The following is a 19,312-nucleotide window of genomic DNA, read 5'->3' as shown; positions in this document are numbered from 1 at the left end:
TTACGCGGCAGAAAAAGGACGAAACAAGGACTTTACTGCTGAATTTGAGGCGTTTTTGCAAAATATCACAAAAATGCTGTTTACAACAGTTTAACTCGAAAAAATAATATACTCGAAGTATTTAAAAAACGGGTTAAAAAGCACAACAAAATGCTCCTGATTGTACAATATAACAAAAATAATCTAAATATAATAAAAATTTAGGAAAGTTATTGACAAAACAACTTGCATGGTGTATAATGTGATTGTAAACAAAAAGTATAAACCACAAAACCTTAAGGGGTATGAGGCAGCCGAGCCGTTAATTCGGTAAATATATTATGAAAGGAAAATGACCTATGATGAAAAAAGAAAATATGAAAAAGAAAAGCACAGCGAGAAAGCTATTACCGGCTGCCGGAATGCTGGCTATATCAGCTTCAATGCTTGCAACTTCAACCTACGCGTGGTTTACCATGAATAAGGAAGTTACTGTAACGGGTATGGAAGTTAGAACCCAGGTTGGTGACAACCTTCTTGTTGCACAGGATGAATTGGGAAGCACAGCTAAGAAAGCTGATAACCTGTTCAAGACTTCCGATATTGATGTTATGAACGCGCTTCTTGAACCAGTATCAACTGTAAATGGAACATCTTTCTGGTACACAGATACTTATAATGTAGGTGGTAGTGGTGATGCTTTAACAGATGCTTACACTGCTTATAATGAATCAATTGAGTTGGCTAATAATCTTGGTGGAAGAGTGAATTTCAAAACCAATTATGATGCTGGGTTCCAATCCAATTATGGAATAACAGGATCAATAACAACAGCTAATGTTGCTTATGGTTATATTGATTATGTATTTCAAATTAAGGCAAATAACACGACTAATTCAGCTAAGGACATTGTTGTTAAAGATATTAGCTTAACTTCTGGTAAGCCTGGTACTACAGACACACTTCATGCTTTCAGAGCAGCTATCTTCGCTGAAGATATAACATCAGATGCACCTGCTGGAACAGTAGGAACTCTTAAAACAATCCTTAGTAGTGAGACTGGTAACACAGGTTCTTACTATTTTTCAGACGGTAAGGCTATAAGTGGTAATACTGCTCCAACGGAGATTTCCAATTACAATTCATCTGCTACTATCGGCTCAGCAACTGCAAGCACTACATCTTATTTCAAGGTTGTTGTAAGACTGTGGCTTGAGGGCGAAGATGAAAATTGTAACAACACTGTGTTTAATACAGTAACAGATAACTGGGCTCTTAGCCTTGATATTGTAATGGACGGAACAACAACGGCTGTAACAAAGCTTACTACTTCTGCTCCTACAGCTAAGGCAAATCTCGCATCTGCAACTGTATCTACAGCAACTGCTGATACTGTTACTATTGACGGTATAGCTTATTACAAGATTAGCGTTCAGCTTGATGGCGCTGATATCTATACTCCAGATACTACTATCACTTCAAATTCAAAGATTTATAAGGTTGTTAATACCAACCACAATGTGATAGATGTAACTAATCAGTGTACACTTCCATCTGGTTCTTAATCACTAACCAATAAAAACTAATTCCTAACAATTAATTGCTAAGAGCTCCTCCCTAAGCTCTACATAAAAAAGCTTTCATGATCATTCCTCCATATAAGGTTTTTTAAGCCTACTCGAATACTTTTCCCCGACAGGCAACAGTCTGGCGGGCGGTTAACAAGAAAGATTCATCATAGGCTCATAAATACCTCTATAACGTAACGAACCCCTCTGAGCACGGAGGGGTTCGTTATTTGCATTCGCAAATATACGACTTGTAATAAAAGACGCTTGTTATACATTTTTGTATGCACATTTATTACAAATAGTAAACGCTATTATTAGCCATTATGCACATTGAAATAGGATATATAAAAATGATATAATAAAGTAGAGCTACTGTGCACTAATGCCATAGCTATGCCCTTTTGTAAATATAACACACACGGAGGTGAAGCGGATGAATGAGAACGATCTTAATATGAAAATAGGTGAATTGCCTCAGTCTGCTTCACATAGCCCTCCGCAGAACGATAGACAGAAGGAGCTCGAGAAAAATCGGAAAAAATCATTGCTTAAGTTTATAATTATCGGAATTTTTCTGCTGATCGTCATTATTATAGGTTCGCTGGGCTGGTTTACTCAAAATCGGAATGTAGCGGGCTCGGGTATGAATGTAGTCGTCGGAACAGACAGGTACGAAATATCTGTAAAATCTCAGTCTGAGGGCGGAAGCCCGGGAATATACAGCGATCAGCTGCAAATAGTTCGTGAGCAGACCAATTCTTCTGCAATCGTCTGGAATATGACATCTACGGCAAAAATGGATAATTTCAGCGAACCCGATGCAGGTATAAAGCCGGGATCGTACGGAATGATAACCTTCTATGTCACTCCTAAGGTTGCAACTATTTATCTGAAATTTAAATTTGAAGTAATAGGATATATTTATTCTGAAAGCGGAGGGACAGCTACAATGACCTCTCTTGCTGACAGTCCGGAGAATGCAGATCTTGAAAAATATCTGAATGGACATATTCTTTTATTTGGAAACCGATCGGGCACATCTCCGAATTATATCTACAGCGATCCTATTCTTTCAGATGACGATATGCTTAGACTTACAGGCAATAAGAGATTTGACGGCGCGGGGACGCGGACAGCTGTAACTATCTATTGGGTCTGGCCAAAGACTCTGAGTACACTTGTTGACGCAAGCAGCTGCAGCGATGTTTCTATAACTCCTTTTACAAGCAAGGTGGCTTCGGGTCAGGAGACATTGTCCGATTATCAGAAGATCGTAAATAATATTATTGCTTTCCCTGATTATTACCTTAAAGGTGTCAGCCGTTCGACTGTGCTGAACGAGACTATGATTGTGAATGATTACAGTAACTATGGTGACTGTTATGATCAGGCGGACAATGATATCGGTATTCGTTTGAACTATATTCTCCTGAAGCTTTCCGTTTCGGAAGATAATACAGGTGGGGGGTGATGTAAGTGAAAAAGCTGTCTAAATTCATTAAGGAACTGACAATAATTCAGTGGATAGAAATAGTGCTTGCATCTGTCCTTACGGTTTCGCTTTTCCTCGGAACTCCTGTATTTGCATGGTTCAGAAGCGCAAACGAGCTTGAGACCATGACAATGATAAAACAGCCTGACAATCTTGATATCAGAGCAGGTAATTATGATCAGATCATAAACTTTGATCTGAGCGATATTGATATTGAGAAGATGGTAGAGAATGAGGATGATCCGACAAAGTGTTATGTGTTTAGTGTCAATGCAGGAGATTATAAGATACCGTATAAATTGCAGCTTGCTCATACTACGAATATTCCTTTTACATATTCTCTTTATCGTGCAACCAAAGTTAGTGCTGCCGGTGACGGAATAGTGGAATATCATCCGTTGGACGATCCGAATGACAAGACATATTATCAGAAAAGCGGTACGGCTTTGACGCTTACAACTCTGAATGCCAATGCTGCAAGCACTTCTGCTTACGGAAGAGTTCTTGCAAGCATGACGGATACTCATTACAGCAATACCTATAATGATACCGGCGCAACTCCCGATACTCCCGAGATGTACGCAGTTCCGCTGTACTTGCAGACTGCGGACCCTATCACTCCTTCGAATGATCCTAACAATGATCACGATTATTTTATTCTGGAATTAGGCTGGGACGAAACAGAAGGTACAAGTTTTGAGAACTGGAATAAAGCGGAAAACAATAAAGAGACAGATATTATATATATAACAGCAAGCAGAACTACTGTATAATGAAAAGAGGTGAAGGTCATGAATAAAATACTTGCCGGTCTGAAGAAAAACTGGACTCGGATATGGTTTATCAGCGTCCTGTTATTATCGACTGCATCTTATGTGACCTACGCCGTGTATAAGGAAGTTTCTTCTGTAAAGCGTGTTGTATCGACTACTTCTGCACCGGGAGAGCTTTTCTCGTCAAACTGTATGAGAAAGGATATTTCAAGCCGTGCACTGTCATCAACAAATACATTTGAAATTACAGTGTGTAATTACGATCAGGAAAAATCACTGTCGTATAATCCTTCGCAAATAACATATGCTCTGTTTGCTGAACTACAGGTCAAGTATTCAGACGGTGAATACTATAACATGAATGGTCTTAAAGAAAAGATCGACGAAAAATACGCTGACGATGAAGAAAAAACAGAAGAAGAAAAAGAAGCAGCAGCGGCAGCGGAATATGCGGAATATACTTCAAAGGTAAATAATCAGTATTTCATCAGAAAATCCGAAGATGATGGAACAGGTGTACTGAGCGGCGGTGAAATGTATTTTACTTCTTCTGCGAATGCTGAAAATAATTATATCGTTAGTTTTTCAGGAGAGACCCTCGCAGCAGGTGTATCATCGACCGACAGATATATTGTTTCAGTTTCTTCTTCTGATCTTGAGAAGGACCAGCCTGATTTTTACGTTCGTGTATGGGCAGAACCCAATACTCCTCTGAGCAAGATTTATACAAGGATTTTCGGAGCTAAAAGCTCTGAGGCAAGTTCATCGTGGATAGGCTCATTAGTGGAATCAAACTGCGCATCGGTTGATTATGATTTTTATAATTATGTAATATCGGGAAGCGGCGCAGGTAAGGTTGATATCCTTTGGGATTCCGATGTTTTTGAGATCAATCCGTTCTTCTTTTCAGATTTGTCAGGAAACAGTTTTGATAATTCCACGCCTGTTTCAATCGCAGGAACGGCTTATGCAATTACAGACGGTACTCCTGAGGCTGTGACTGCATATAATAACAGATGGAAAATGGTTACTTTGCAGGTCGATTCTCTGAATAAGATCAATGACAAGGATATTAAAAACAGATATGAGCTTCAGTTATATAAGAAAGATCCTGCTCGACATTTAACAGGTGATAGTAAAGCATCAGATTTTATCAGATGTGAATATCGGGTATCATGATATCGCATCTTCATATTAATCAGAAATTACAGAGTGTGGTGATAATATGAAACAGAATAAAAACAGAAAAATCTGGCATAGGGTCATAAGTGTCATTACAACTATAGCAATTATGACTAATATATTACCTGTGGGCGAATTGTCGAAACTTATAAGTGATCTCGTTACGATAAATACTGTTGCAGAGGGCGAAGTTCCCGGATATACTCCTACATATACAGAGTTTTCCAACGGCAGCGTAGACTTTGAGACTGTCACAAAATTTATTGATTACTGCTATTACTACAGTACAAGTGACAGTTTTGCCAACACACATAAGAATGATGATCTGATCTTGTCTTTTACAAATGATGAGGGAAGAACTCTGAATGAGAATTTCAAAGGACTCGGAAATTCAACTTATCCGTTTAACGGTTCTGTTCAGTTTCCTGGATCTGCAACGTTCACCTTAGAAATGCACAGACCGTTTTTCAGTTATGTTACTGATTCGGTTGCTATAAAGAATAATACAGGTTTGACGAATATTGTTTTTGAAATAAAGCGTATATCGGGCGTTGGTGAAGGCGAAAGCTCACCGTTGCTGGCTGAGCATGTTTATCAGGGTACGGGAGCAAATGCAGGCACAGCTTCATGGCAAGTAAAGGCTGCTGCTCCGACAGATACAGGTTTCACATATTCAGGTGTGATCGGAACTCTTGAAAGTAACGCACATCTTGGACTTAGTTTTAATAATGAATCAACAGCTGCCATAGAATCAAAATCTGCATCTGATAATAAAGATGTTGGCGCGCTTTGCGGAAAAATGGCAACAGGTTCTGTACTGACTGTTTCTGCTTATACAGGAACAGCAGATTGTTCCATAACATCTGCAAGCGGAAATGCAGGCGGCTATGTCGGCACTATGGAAGGAACTGCATCTCTCAGCATAACATCTGTTCCTTCGAACTATGCACCTGCTGTAACATCAGACGGCGGAAATGCAGGCGGTATCATCGGTGAACTAACATCTGATGCAATTGTTACTCTGCCTGCCGCTACAGTTGTTGCAGGTAACGTGAAAGCTACAAACGGAGCAGGCGGTCTGTTCGGTTATTACCTGAATAAAAATACAACTGTCGGCTTTGATGTTTCAACTTATTATAACGGAATAACCGCACGTGCAACAGGCACTTACAGCGGTGGTTTATTTGGCGTGTTCAAAAATGATACCAATGAAACCGCATATACCGTAACATTTACCGGAACGAATACCTCTGATGCACACAAATCGGGTACAGACGGAAGTACATCAGGCTGTTACGGCGGACTTATAGGAAAATACGAAGCAAGTAAGCTTACGGATAAGCTTTTGCTCTGCGCCCTCACATTCAAGTCAGAGTCAGCGCAGTTATTTGCATCTTACGGAGGTGCTGTAGGAATCGTTGATTCTGCCGCGTATATTGAGGTTAGCAATGTAACTGTCACAGCAGCAGGTTCATCTCAGAGAAATACAGGTAATGCTTATTTCGGCGGACTTATCGGTGAGACATCTGCTGAAAGCGGCGTGTTTGTTGATCTCGGTAGTTTTAAGCTTACATCAAATGACTTCTGCGGCGGAGGCGTAGTCGGAAAGTTCAATAACGGCGTACTGCGCCTTAGCGGAACGACAGATATGAGTGCAGCAAAGCCGTATGGCGGTCATTCATCAACCAACAGCAGCTATGGACAGCTTGTTGGTGACAATGATAATGTACTTGTATATGCACTGGGCAGCGGTAATGACACTAACTGGACGTTCAAGCGTTCAAACGGTGCGGTCGCAGATGACCTCGGCACATGGGGCGAAGTCGTAAGAATGTTCGGCAGCAGCAATGCAGAAGCAGCAGGTATTATTGACAGCACAAACCTTAGCAGCGGTCATTATATCACAGTTGCGGCTGCGCAGACCTCTATTGGTTCTGCTGCTGATTTCGCCAAAACTGCTCTGAATATAATGCTTAATCAGGGCACTGATTACGGATGTCTTAAATTTACATCAGGTGATGCTAATAAACGCGCCAACCTTCTTTCAGGTATGTTGACTCTGACAGCTGATATTGCACTTTCGGGTACAGGTATCAACGGATTTATGCGTGACGGAGCATCAGGTATTTCTGCATCGAATACAGGCAGCGTCGGTGAATTTACAGGAACACTCAGCGGCGGAAATAAAACTGTTACTTTTGCAGCAGGTGAAAGCTATGGCTTGAAATCCGACGGGTCATCTCCTAATGTAACGAGCGATGAGGGTGTAGGTCAGATATATCGTCATCAGTATACAGGTCTGTTTGCTGTTATCGGCAATGGAAATCCTGAAGGCGAGACAGCTACAGTATCAGATCTTGAGCTTGCAGGAAATATCTATGTCCGCAATGCAGGAGCAAACGGAATGAGCATAGGCGGTATTGCTGCACGTACTCATGGCAGCACTGCGCTTGATGGAATTACTGCAAATCAGACAGTTAACTATTATGAAGACAGAGATACAAGCGGTTCTGCTGCTTTCGGAAAGCATCTTGGCGGACTGATCGGCTTTGCTGATAATAATACAGATAATGGCACGATCGAGATCAAGGGAACTACTGTATTAAATACTCAGTTCAGATTCAGCGGAAAGCTGAAGAATTACCTTATGTGCGGCAGCGCCATAGGTAATGTTTCATCAAGTAAGGTCAATATCAGATTTGCAGACAACTCAGGCGATACCTGTAAAGTTACGATGGATATTGACAGGACAGGTGTTGCGGCAGGAGCTTCCAACACAGATAATGTACTCTATATCGGCGGTCTTATCGGATATATCAGTTCAAACGGAACTTATACCAATAAAAACATTATTATAAATAATACATATATTGGTGTTGCTGCGGCTTCAGGCGTTTCAGCAGATCCATGCACGATCGTTAATCCTGCTACAAGTAAGGCAGGCGGTATCCTCGGACATTCATGGTATAATGCAAATGTTACGGTTTCAGGACTTACCGTTAATAACTGTACAATGACGCTTGCGGCCTCGGACGTTGGCGTTATGGCGTATGATGCAACGGGCAAATGGGAAGTGGATTCGCTTACTGTGAATGATATTTCCATGTCGTCAGGCGGAAGTGCTTCTCTCGGTATGCTTGTAAACAAAGCTTATTCAGGCACTGACGGTTTGTATCTTGATGTGCTTAATAAAGGATATACGCTGACAGACTGGAACAGTACCACGAGCAAGGGTATTCAGCTGCCTTCTTCAATAGGTATTTATGATGAACTGGCAGTTTACTCAGCGGAAAATGTATTAACAGGCGGCGCAGGTGTTATTTCAATAAATATGAATAGCAGCAGAACCGTAGCTAATGCAAGAGTTTCATCGGGAACTGTTAATGGTCAGTCTGTTACAGGCTCTGGCACATATCAGAATAAGCTTACAAGCGCTTCGTCGGCTGCACTTGTAAATACAAAGTATGCTAATAAATTTGCAAGATATTATTATAATCTTGACAAATGCGGCACTACAGACGCAGGAGAGAATTTGCTTCTCTGGAGCGTTTACAATTATGCTGCTTCAAATATCCGTGATGCGTTCAATAGAACAACATTTAAAGGCAGTGCTGTAATAAGCGGTAATGCAGATATGACAGGTCTGTCATTCTATCCTCTTGCAACAGGAGATAATTGTACTATAGGTGCACTCACGCTTAAACTTGATTACAGCGGCTTCCTGTCATCAGGAGAAGCTATTTTCACTAACAGTACCACTGACAGTTATGTACGTGATCCCGGTGACACTACCTCGGGATCAGATGATACAACTCCGCAAAATCAGCATTATCTTATGAATTCAGGCCTGTTCATTGATCTTCCGAAGGGTAAGACAATAAGCATTACGGGAGAACTCAAATTTGCAGGAACTCTTCTTGAGCTTGACGGCACATCAGGAGATACGACAAATGCAAGCCTCGGATACAGCGGTGCTCTGATAAGCAGAACAATGAAGGGAAGCTTGAAATGTACAGGCAGCGGAGGTATCAAGCTTGCTGGCCTCATGCCTGAAACGACCGGCGGTACAGCTTATAACAGCGGTTATCTTCTCATCAATAATATCAAGAGAGATTCAGAGCTTGATCCTTCCGTTGAACTGATAGTACAGAATCTGTCCACTGAAAACTACGTTACAGATGCAATTGCAGCAAGGAGCTTATTCGGTGCTGCAAGCGGAAAAGATCTGTCTTTAAAGTTTTCGGAAATAAAGCTCGATTCAAGAACTGCGGCTCTTGCAAACAGTACTGCTAACAGTGCTCTTACAACAGCATACGGAACAAGCCGTTCCATATTCAGCAATGCCATATTCTTTGAATCTATCCATACCAATCAGACAGCCACACTGGAATACTATTTCACATGGGCTCAGGACTGGAACAAAGGAAGAAATGTTACATATGGTCAGGAGATAAAGAATTCAACAGAATATGAGGATAAAGAGCAAAGGTATTCAGGTGAAACAAGATATTATGTAAACCCTGAGAGCAATGAGAACCGAGGCAGTGTTTATGATTTTTCATCAGGCTTTGTCAGATATGTCGGACAGGCTTATGATAGCACTCAGGACGCTAACAACTGCTATTACAGAGAGATCAAGGTAAACGTTATTGCGGCAGATTTTATTGAGGGCTGCGGTACATATAATGACCCTTATCTGATAAAAAAGGGCGAACAGCTTGAAGCTCTTTCAAGTTTTCTCATATCAGCAGACACGAAGGAACTGGGATTGATCAATCTTCCTAAGAACAGCAGTGATTTTGATACGCTCAGTGAGAATACCACAGGAAACCGCTGGTGTACAGATAAAAGCGGCACGGGGTATCATGCTGAATATAAAGAAAGTGGCAGTACCTCTTTTGGAACAACATCTACAGTAGCAGGTGCTTCAAACTGGAAGAATACTGCTGTTCAGCAATACCTTGCAAATGCCTATTACAAGATAAGCGGTAACATCACACTGGGAAGCAACAGCTTCCTGGGACTTGGCGGTATAACGAATGGTAAAGGTACTGCTTTCAGAGGCGTTATTGTAGGCGAAAAAGAGGGCGGTGTGCCCAAATACACCATTACCAACCAAAGTGCAAATCCGCTTGTAAAAGTATCCAACGGCTGTGTTATCAAGGATATAAACATGATCGTTGATATAAGCGAGATACAGCTCGATCAGGCTACGAATACATATGATAAAGCATATTTCGGATATGAGGCAAAATGTAAGTATTACGGCGGCTTTATCGGCGAGATAATGGGCGGCGACAATATCATTGACAACAGCTATGTATCCTACGGCGACTCTGCGGTAAAGCTTACAGGAACATACGGTACTATCGTGCCTGTTGGCGGCTATGTCGGAGTTATCGTATTCGGCGGACTTATCTTCAAGAACATGACTGCAACCGAAACAGTTGACGGCAATACTGTTCTCCGCGCGAACAATACGGGTCTGAAAGTTTATAACGGCAGCGATACTGCAACTAACCTTGCACTCGATTCATCGAAGGCGGATATTTATGCAAATCCGCTGGTGGGACGCGTTATCAACGGCTATGCAGTCAACGAGTCGACGCAGTTCTCGGTGACAGAAGACGGCACATACCATGATGATGCAGGCAGTGCAAGAACTGCTTCTGACGGTTCGGCACTCACTCAGCATACGCTGAAAAACGGCAAAAAGCATTATTCTGTTGCGGATATCAACAAGAACGATACGAATAAGCTCGATGTTACGGCTGTAGCAGCAAGCGGAACAGACGGCAATATCAATGTTCCTAATGCACAGGCAATGTTTATTCTGTCGCTTATTACGCAGTCATGTGCAGGAACGGCTGCATCGGCAGAGCTTGGAGCTTATAATAATTCACTGTCCTATGGTACATATAGCAGTACGGTTTACGGTATGAGCCATATTGCAAGTTATGGTGATGTAGGTACAGGCGAAGCATCAAGTGATGATTTCAGCTCATATGCGAGCAAGGATACAGCAGCAAATACTGCAATACCTTATATCATCAAGTACTATACCGAATGTGAACCTAAAATTCAATCTGCTGTTTTTACATCGGTTGTGACGGAAGTTAAATCTTCAACTGTTACAACTATCATATATTCAACAGCGACTTCAGTTGTGACATCGGAAGTATATAGTTATTCTGTTACAAAATTCACTGGCGCAACAATTCCAAGCGGCTCATATTTTATAATAGGTGAACAGAGAGATAATGTAGATTATCTGACCAACGAACGTTGGGATAATACTAACAAACGTAATTATGTTCTTCGTACTACAAAAAAGTATACTACAGCTGAGGATGGTTTAACTTTAGGTGAAACAAAGATAAAGAATGCGATAGAAGTATGTTTTGAAAAACATCCTACTGCTTCCACCTACTGTATCTATTATACCTATAAAGACAGTAACAATGCAGAAAAAAGGAAGTACTTAACAATTACGAATATTTACAAAGATGCCCAGAATCCAAATATAGATACAGGTATGGCACGTGGTAATCTTGGTTTTGTTGATAGTGAGACACCTATTTATTTAAATGTTGGACCGGTAAGCAAAGATGGTATAACTGGTTGGGGTATCAGTGATAGTAGTAATAGATATATTAACTGTGCTAATACTAAAGATAATTTCTGCGCTTGGAAGACAATAGATGTGGGTACTCCACTTGCATTATTTGAAAGAAATGAAACACCATCAGGACAAACAGTGACATCAATAGTAACAAATACAGTAACATCTGTGTCGACATACGTAACAACATATACGGAAACATCTGTAACAACATATACAACGACCGGAGTTGTTGATAATTACGGTGCACGCTGCGTAGTAAAAACAGAAGGCTATTACGATATCAATCTGACAGGCAGCGATGAGTATGTCCTTCCTGACAGCTACCGCGGTCTGGGCTGTGTAGGTATCTATGATACGGTAACAGGCGTTACAAATCCGTACAGCATAAAACTTAACGAATTTGACGGAAACGGTAAAACTATCAATGCAGATATCTACCTTAATAAGTTCAAAACTGACAACTACTTTAACATGCTTCATAGCGGCGCAAGTCAGGCAGTGAACGGCGGTACAGCATATGCCATTGATACTACGACCGCCGAGCACGGCATCGGTCTGTTTGACAGCGTTATAATGAAGAGCGGCGGAAAATTCTATAATTTTACTCTGACAGGCTCGGTCAAGACTGCTATCTATGAAAATGGAAGTGAGTTCTTAAGTGCGCCTACAAGCGGTGCGATAATCTGGCATAGTACGGGAGGAGTTTGCGGCTGGAGCAGAGGAACGCAGGCAGTTAATTTTGAAAAGATCATTCTAAAAGATATAACCTTGAACGGCTCGAATTATGTTGGCGGACTTCTTGCTCATTCTGGAAATCAATCAGATTCAGTCAATGTTACTATTACAGAATGCAGTGCAGATAATATCTCTGTCAAAATGGCAGCTTCACAGTCTAACGCCAACCCAAGAAATGCAATGGGTGCTTTTGTCGGAAAGGTCAAGGAGGGAAAGGTAGTTGTTCGCGGACGATCGACCACAAATACAGATACAACAAAGATATCGACCGTAAAGATCAATACCTTCTCTTTCGGAAACGATACAGATAATTTCTGTGTATCTGTGGGCGGATTAGTCGGCTATTCAGGTCACGGCTTTGATGCTTACGATATGAAAGTAGAAGCTAAAAATTCCGCAGGAACTACTCTCGGCAATGATAAAACCGGAATTTGCGGCGGTATTGTCGGAGTTATGCAGCCGGCAGCACAGGATAGTAACACGGGTTATGCGATGCTTCAAAACTGTACTGTTGAAAATATTTCCATAAAAGGCAATTTTGCAGGTGGAATATACGGCGGAAAATGGGACAATGATAAACATACAGCGTGGGTGCCGTACCGTATGGAGTTTAATAATTGCCATGTTATTGGTGTAGCTGCAAACAGCAGCAGCATAAACGGCGGCGATTCAGCAGGCGGTCTGGTAGGTGAAGGTTATGTACGTACCAGAAACGGAAATGATGCAAATATTATTATAAATGGCTGTAAAGTCGAAAACTACGCTATTAATGCCAAAGTTAATAAGTATGCAGGAGGATTTGTTGGCTATTGCAATTCGCAGCAGGAAAGCATTACCTGTTATATCCATGACAGCTCAGTTGAAGACTGTGTTATAGGACAATCAGGCAATGTGGATTATGCGGGCGGTGTTATCGGCGGCATAGCAAAGAAACCTGATAACAAGATACTTGGTTACAATATCAAGCTCGATAATGTTACAAGCCCGAGTACAGGCACTAATAAAAAGGGCGCATGGATTGGTTTTGCTGAGGATACAAGTACCACTGATGCAAATAAAACCATTATCCAGTTCGCAGGTATGGCGGTTTACGGCGGAAACTTTACTCAAAACGTTGGTAATATTGCTTCATTCTCTGATGCTTCGTTCGTCTTTGCCGACTATACGGAAAAAAGTCAGGGAACAACTGTAAACGGTGTACCGACCTATCCCGATGATGTATCAAACTATAATAATACGGGTAATGTTAGCTCAATGCCTGCATATCCTTATGTAAATATCAATCCACAGTCGGGAATGGGTACAGGACAGATAATTTCGGGAGACGGAGCTGTGCTGAACAGCGAAAATGCAAGCTATACTGAAAACGGAGCGACAAAGTATTTCTCACCCGATGGCGGAAACAGTGCGCATTATCCTTCTTCCATGACTATGGCGGCAAAGATATATGCCGACATAAAGACAGGCACTGCTTCGGGAATGTATACGACATTCAGTGATACAACGATATACAACTCTAATAATATAGAAGATTATCTGATGCGCGGTACCGATTATGACGGAGACCGTATCTCAAATTATCAGACAGAGCGCGGACTTCCGCAGGATGCGGCAAATCTGGATAATTTCGCAGTAGTTGTTATCGCAAACAATAATACTGACGAAACTACCAATCTTATCAATCGTTATATCCAGCTTGTTACGAATACATCTACAGACTATACGGATTACAGTCCATATTATAATATTGTCGTAACACCGTACAAATATAATGCAGGTGCTTTTTCTGAAGAAACAGGCGGCACTTCGGGACTTACATGGACTCCTCCTGTTACATCAGAGGAAAACGGACAGACTGCAAAGGGAACATTTGCTTTGAATGGTTCTCATGCAGACTCAAAGAATACCGACAGCTATACATTCTCTCTTGTTGATGTACAGTTCAAGGATCCGTTTAATACAAATTATATTGCATATCATCTCTATGTTCCTGTCTACACTATAAGACAGATAGAAGTTGAATTCAATGCTGTAGCCATATCAGGTGCAAATTCTGTAAAGGATAACAATTATAAGAATACAACAGATTCTCAGTATGAGGCTTTATTCAGAGATACGAGCAATACTATCCATTTTGACAGCCTGAACACATGGATAACACAGTATATTCGTTTCACCTACAAAAGAGAAGATATCAATGGATTGCTGGAAAGCGGTAATGTAAAATGGAATCACGAAAAAACATTTACATTTGATACCTTTTCAGATGATGTTGATTTAAGACTACCTGCTAATACATATATGGTGCTTGTTGATCCTAACGGTGATTCTGATGATATGTATTATGTTGATGATATGAGTGTATTTGAAACTGAAACAGACCCCAACACTAATGGGACTGTTACAAATACCTATATGTCAAACGGAAAAGCAGGCTGGAAGATCGCTCTTAACAAGTTTACCGACGGAACCAATAATTTTGAAGTAAAAGATCTTGCAGACATTCTTGCAGCTAAAATAGAGGCAGTGGATACTGTGGGAGGCCGCTATACAACAATAGATGCTACATCAAGCAATTATGATGCATACAGGATCACTGAAGCTAAAGATGCTTCGGGAAATATAACGCTCACAAAGACTTACTACAGATATGTAGGAAACGGAAACGGCGGCTGTAATTTGGTTTTACCTGAAGGAACAGATCTGTATGAAGATTACTATCTTAGTATGTATGTTCCGCATAACAATGATTATAATAACGAACTATACTACTACACCATAAAAAATGTAGGTACGTTTGATAAGCCTGCAAATAAAGCAGGAGCAAGCTCGGCGAAGGTCAGCTGTGCAAGAGCAAACGCTGAAGGATATATCATGTTTATTGCGGATCTTTATACTCAGGACACAACCGCTGCATTAAAGACATCATCTGATGAACAGATGAGTGAATCAAACAAGAAGATCACAGTTGAAGCAACTACCAGAATATCCATTAATAACCCCGGAATTATCATGCATCTCAGCAGTGCTGATTTATATCATTCATTTAAACTTTCGCTTACGCGTTATGAAAGTAACGGAGCTGTTTCAAACAATATTGTCGGACTTCATGATATAGATGATGAACATGATAATGCAAGCATTACAGCAAAGTACAGCTTCGGAGAAGGTGTAGCTGCAAGTATTGATGCGGCAGGAATAGATATTGAGAATGACTATCTTAATATCCGTACTTCAGGTAGTTCTATAATGTCTGCTCTCAGGACAAATCAAAGCCAGGATCCGCCTGTACCGTTGGTTATTAATGCAAAGGTGGAGATGGACTTTGATACAGCGGCACTTGATGATGAGTTCCCGATAGGAACGAGCAATTCGCAAATCGGTGTAAATGTAGGTGCTTCGTCAAATCTGTCATATGTCAATGACAGTGACAGTCTTGCTTTCTCAAGTATGACATCTTCATATCCGCGCAGCAGTCATTACTATTACAGAGAATCGGTGGATACTGCTCACTTGTATTATTCTGTTACAAACGATCTTGACATTTTCGACTATGACGGTGATGATGAGATGAGTCAGAATCACTCGAGACTGGGTATAAATGCACTGCGTTCAAGTCGTCCTGAGGGGATGAAGATAATCACAGCTGCAAAGTACAATCCTACATCTCTCAGCGGATACGCAAACGCAGATCATATCAGACTGACATTCTCGCTTAGCAAAAAGACAGATATTAAGGCTGCGGGCGTGATAACAGGTGTTGAATATCAACCTGTAAACCTTGATGAAAAACTTTCGGGAGATATCGTATTCAAATCAGGAACCTGTACGAAAACAATACCTCTCAGTCCGAGCGTGGGAACATTCACATCACAGACGATATCGGGTGTTACCATTGCATCAGACAGAAAAACAGTAACTGTTGATATGCCTTCAAGTCTTTGTGAAAAGGAAGATGGTATTTATACTGTCAATATTGAATTTGATGCGATAACGGGCAGTGAAGACAACAGTTTTACAGATTATGCAAATTACAGGGTAGATCTTACAACGGAGCTATATAAAGCTGCTGAAAATACAGATGTTAATAAATACCCTAACAGCGGCGTAAGTGACTGGCTCATTTACACGAATGCAAAAGTGATCACAAGCTTTATCAAGTAAAATGCATATTCGGACATTACCAAAACGGCTCAGTATGAGGCAACTTGTACTGGGCTGTTTTTTTATTGGTGTGATATTGAAGCAGGAGCAGAAAGGCTGTTGATCGGCAAATTAGGCGGCTGCTGCGGAAATATATATGTTTGTAGGGATTCCTTTGCTGCCAAACCTGTCAATGCAGGCTCGGAATATGATCATATTTTTGTTGATTATGGCATAATCAGCAAAAAAAATCAGCGATTTTTGACTGTTTTTTTGTTGTAATTAATAGTTATTTCATTGACATTGCGCAGTAATTATGGTATAATAAAACAAATATAAAAATTATATATCTTCAGAAAGAGGGTGGAGAAATGGCGGAAAAGGGAATACAGACCACCGTTGACGGTCTTAGGGCTGTAGAGCTTTATTATCGTCCTGTAAGGGAGATATCAAGTGGAAGTACGGCTTTTTATCAGTCTCAGACGCGGCTCAATTCTCCTAAGCTGGGAGTTCTTTCACCCGATAAGTATCGTGATGTATGCGAAATGACAAGTCAGGCTGAAAAGCTCTTTCAGCTGGAAATGCTCCAGGCACTGGAAGCGTGCAGAAGTTTTAACGAACGCGAACTGAATTATGGCTGGATATCGGTATATATGCCTGTGCGTTATCTGAAAAGCGAGCATGCTGCAAAGGCTGTTGTTGAGATATGTCATAAAAGGGATATACCGACTAACCGTATATGCTTTGAGCTTTCTGAGAATCTTCTTGCTGAGGACGACGGAAAAGCGTCTGAGTCGATACAGGCTATGAGAAATTTTGGCTTTCATTTTATGCTGACGGGCTTTGGCGGAAGCTACTGCCCTATGATGAGACTGTCAAAGTTCTCTGTTGATTACGTTATGCTCAGTCCCGAGGTCGCAAATTATATAGGCAGGGGCGAAAGATCGGACAATGCGGTGAAGTCTATAATATCATTCGTTAACGACATAGGTTCAGAACCTGTTGCTGACGGAGTTTTCAATAGCCGTCAGGCTGAAATGCTGTACTCGTTTGAATGCTCATACTGTGCAGGCAGCCTGTCGGGAAAATATGTGACAGAAAGATATGTCAAAAGGAGAACAGATGATTGAAAAAAGGTATTTATACCGATAATTTCTCAGGAAATGATATTGAATTTCAGGAAATGGAGAGTTCGCTGTGGATGATAAGATAATTGATGTCCTTGAACTCAGAAGAACCGCCAAAGAGGTAAAACGCCATGTGATCCTGATGAGGATACTTGCTCTGCTTGTAATAATCCTTATACTGATAATTGCCGTAGCATATGCAATATCGTATTTTTATGATAAATTCGGCAGCTTTACGGTAAAGGTAAGCAAGTATGATATGGTACATCAGGGACTTACCCTGTCAGAGACACCTGAATATGACAAGGCGACAGCAGTGCTTAATGCTAATATCGTTTACGATATGACGAATATAAGCGGAAATGACATTCCCGATAATATTGACAAGATAAACGGAAGCCATAATGGTACAAATTATATAGCTTATACGTTTTATCTCATAAATTCGGGTGATGACACACTCTCTTATACAGGTGAGATGTCAATAGAGAATGTGACGAAAAATGTCGACGAAGCTATCCGTGTCGCAGTTTACAAAAACGGTGAAAAGACTGTATACGGTAAGACAAAATCAAACGGCGGCGGAAAAGAAAGCGACTGTGACAGTGAGTTTCTTTCTTCGTCACTGGTAATGCGCACCTCTACCGAAGGCTTTGAGGCTGATAATAAGGACAAATATACTGTGGTCATATGGCTCGAGGGAAACGATCCCGACTGTCTTGATAATATAATAGGTGGTACATTAAAGCTTAGTATGAACTTCAAGATAACAGAGTCTACATAATCAATCCAAAAGGAGATTTTTTAATATGAAAAAGGCGCTGAGAATAGCAGTAAATGTTTTTGCATGGTTAATACTTATATTGGCATTTCTTGTAACGCTGATAGTATTTTCTTCCGATAAAAACAACGGTGTGGCAAATTTATTTGGATATATGCCGATGACTGTAGAATCTGACTCAATGGTACCTACATTCAATAAGGGTGATCTTATTATCTGTAAGGATATAGACGACATAAATGCCCTGAAAGCAGGCGATGTTATCACCTTCTGGACTATCATAGACGGTAAAAGAGTAAAGAATACCCATAGGATCGTTGGTATCAATGATACTGACGGTGTAAGGAGCTTCATTACACGAGGCGACAACAACCCTATAGACGATACACTGCCTGCATACTCAAGTGATATCATAGGAAAGTGGACAGAGACAAAGATAGCAAAGGTAGGCAAGGCAATGAATTTCCTTCGTACCAAAAAAGGATTTTTCATATGCATACTCATACCTATGGCAATATTCTTCCTGTTTGAGCTTTATAAGTTCATTGTCGCACTTATTGAGACAAAGCGTTCAGATGCTCCCGAAATAGATGAAGAGGAGATCAAAAGACGCGCAATAGAGGAGTATCTTGCAAGCAAGGGCGAAACTGCTGAAAAAGCTGCCGAGGCTGTTAAGGATACAGCAGAAAAGGCTGTCGAAGCTGTTGATGATACAGTCGAAAAGGCTGAGGAGGCTGTGAAGGAAAAGGCTGAAACCACTGCCGAAGCAGCAGCTGAAAAGGTCGAAGAAGCAGCAGAGAAAGCAGAAGAAGCTGTTGATGATACAGTCGAAAAGGCTGAGGAGGCTGTTGAAAAGGCGGCAGAAGAGATCGCAGGAGACTCCGCCGAATAATTGACATGAGAT

The 19,312-nt window shown here is 41.0% G+C and carries 8 protein-coding genes; all 8 read left to right on the top strand.

The window, feature by feature from the left end; translation table 11 throughout:
- Positions 1-338: 338 nt before the first annotated feature.
- The 8 genes from L870_RS0111065 (at position 339) to L870_RS17375 (ending at position 19,300) form a co-directional block, all read left to right on the top strand.
- Positions 339-1,544, top strand: coding sequence for a hypothetical protein (locus L870_RS0111065; protein ID WP_028518198.1), 1,206 nt, complete (start codon positions 339-341; stop codon positions 1,542-1,544).
- 649 nt (positions 1,545-2,193) lie between these two features.
- Positions 2,194-3,021 carry a hypothetical protein gene (locus L870_RS0111060; protein ID WP_155250193.1) on the top strand — a complete coding sequence of 276 codons (828 nt, stop codon included), beginning with the start codon at positions 2,194-2,196 and terminating at the stop codon, positions 3,019-3,021.
- Between the two features lie 5 nt (positions 3,022-3,026).
- A complete protein-coding gene (locus L870_RS0111055; protein ID WP_028518196.1) occupies positions 3,027-3,815 on the top strand; it encodes a hypothetical protein in 789 nt (262 codons plus the stop codon).
- Positions 3,816-3,833: 18 nt separating this feature from the next.
- On the top strand, positions 3,834-4,994 hold the full coding sequence (locus tag L870_RS0111050) for a hypothetical protein (RefSeq protein ID WP_028518195.1): 1,161 nt from the start codon (positions 3,834-3,836) through the stop codon (positions 4,992-4,994).
- A 46-nt stretch (positions 4,995-5,040) separates the two neighbouring features.
- Positions 5,041-16,521, top strand: coding sequence for a hypothetical protein (locus L870_RS0111045; protein ID WP_028518194.1), 11,481 nt, complete (start codon positions 5,041-5,043; stop codon positions 16,519-16,521).
- 350 nt (positions 16,522-16,871) lie between these two features.
- A complete protein-coding gene (locus L870_RS0111035; protein WP_028518193.1) occupies positions 16,872-17,630 on the top strand; it encodes an EAL domain-containing protein in 759 nt (252 codons plus the stop codon).
- Between the two features lie 67 nt (positions 17,631-17,697).
- Positions 17,698-18,411 carry a hypothetical protein gene (locus L870_RS0111025; protein ID WP_242836505.1) on the top strand — a complete coding sequence of 238 codons (714 nt, stop codon included), beginning with the start codon at positions 17,698-17,700 and terminating at the stop codon, positions 18,409-18,411.
- A 25-nt stretch (positions 18,412-18,436) separates the two neighbouring features.
- Positions 18,437-19,300: a signal peptidase I gene (locus tag L870_RS17375; protein WP_080676427.1), complete on the top strand. Its 864-nt coding sequence runs from the start codon at positions 18,437-18,439 to the stop codon at positions 19,298-19,300.
- Positions 19,301-19,312: the final 12 nt, after the last annotated feature.

Origin of the sequence: Ruminococcus flavefaciens ATCC 19208, assembly GCF_000518765.1 — a bacterium.
GTDB classification, from domain to species: domain Bacteria; phylum Bacillota; class Clostridia; order Oscillospirales; family Ruminococcaceae; genus Ruminococcus; species Ruminococcus flavefaciens.
This window is presented reverse-complemented; position numbering and strand designations above follow the sequence as displayed.

Excerpts from the sequence above, each read along its gene's own strand:
- L870_RS17375 (WP_080676427.1), top strand. The coding sequence starts at position 18,437 with ATGAAAAAGGCGCTGAGAATAGCAGTAAATGTTTTTGCATGGTTAATA.
- L870_RS0111035 (WP_028518193.1), top strand. The coding sequence starts at position 16,872 with ATGGCGGAAAAGGGAATACAGACCACCGTTGACGGTCTTAGGGCTGTA.
- L870_RS0111045 (WP_028518194.1), top strand. The coding sequence starts at position 5,041 with ATGAAACAGAATAAAAACAGAAAAATCTGGCATAGGGTCATAAGTGTC.
- L870_RS0111065 (WP_028518198.1), top strand. The coding sequence starts at position 339 with ATGATGAAAAAAGAAAATATGAAAAAGAAAAGCACAGCGAGAAAGCTA.
- L870_RS0111050 (WP_028518195.1), top strand. The coding sequence starts at position 3,834 with ATGAATAAAATACTTGCCGGTCTGAAGAAAAACTGGACTCGGATATGG.
- L870_RS0111060 (WP_155250193.1), top strand. The coding sequence starts at position 2,194 with ATGAATGTAGTCGTCGGAACAGACAGGTACGAAATATCTGTAAAATCT.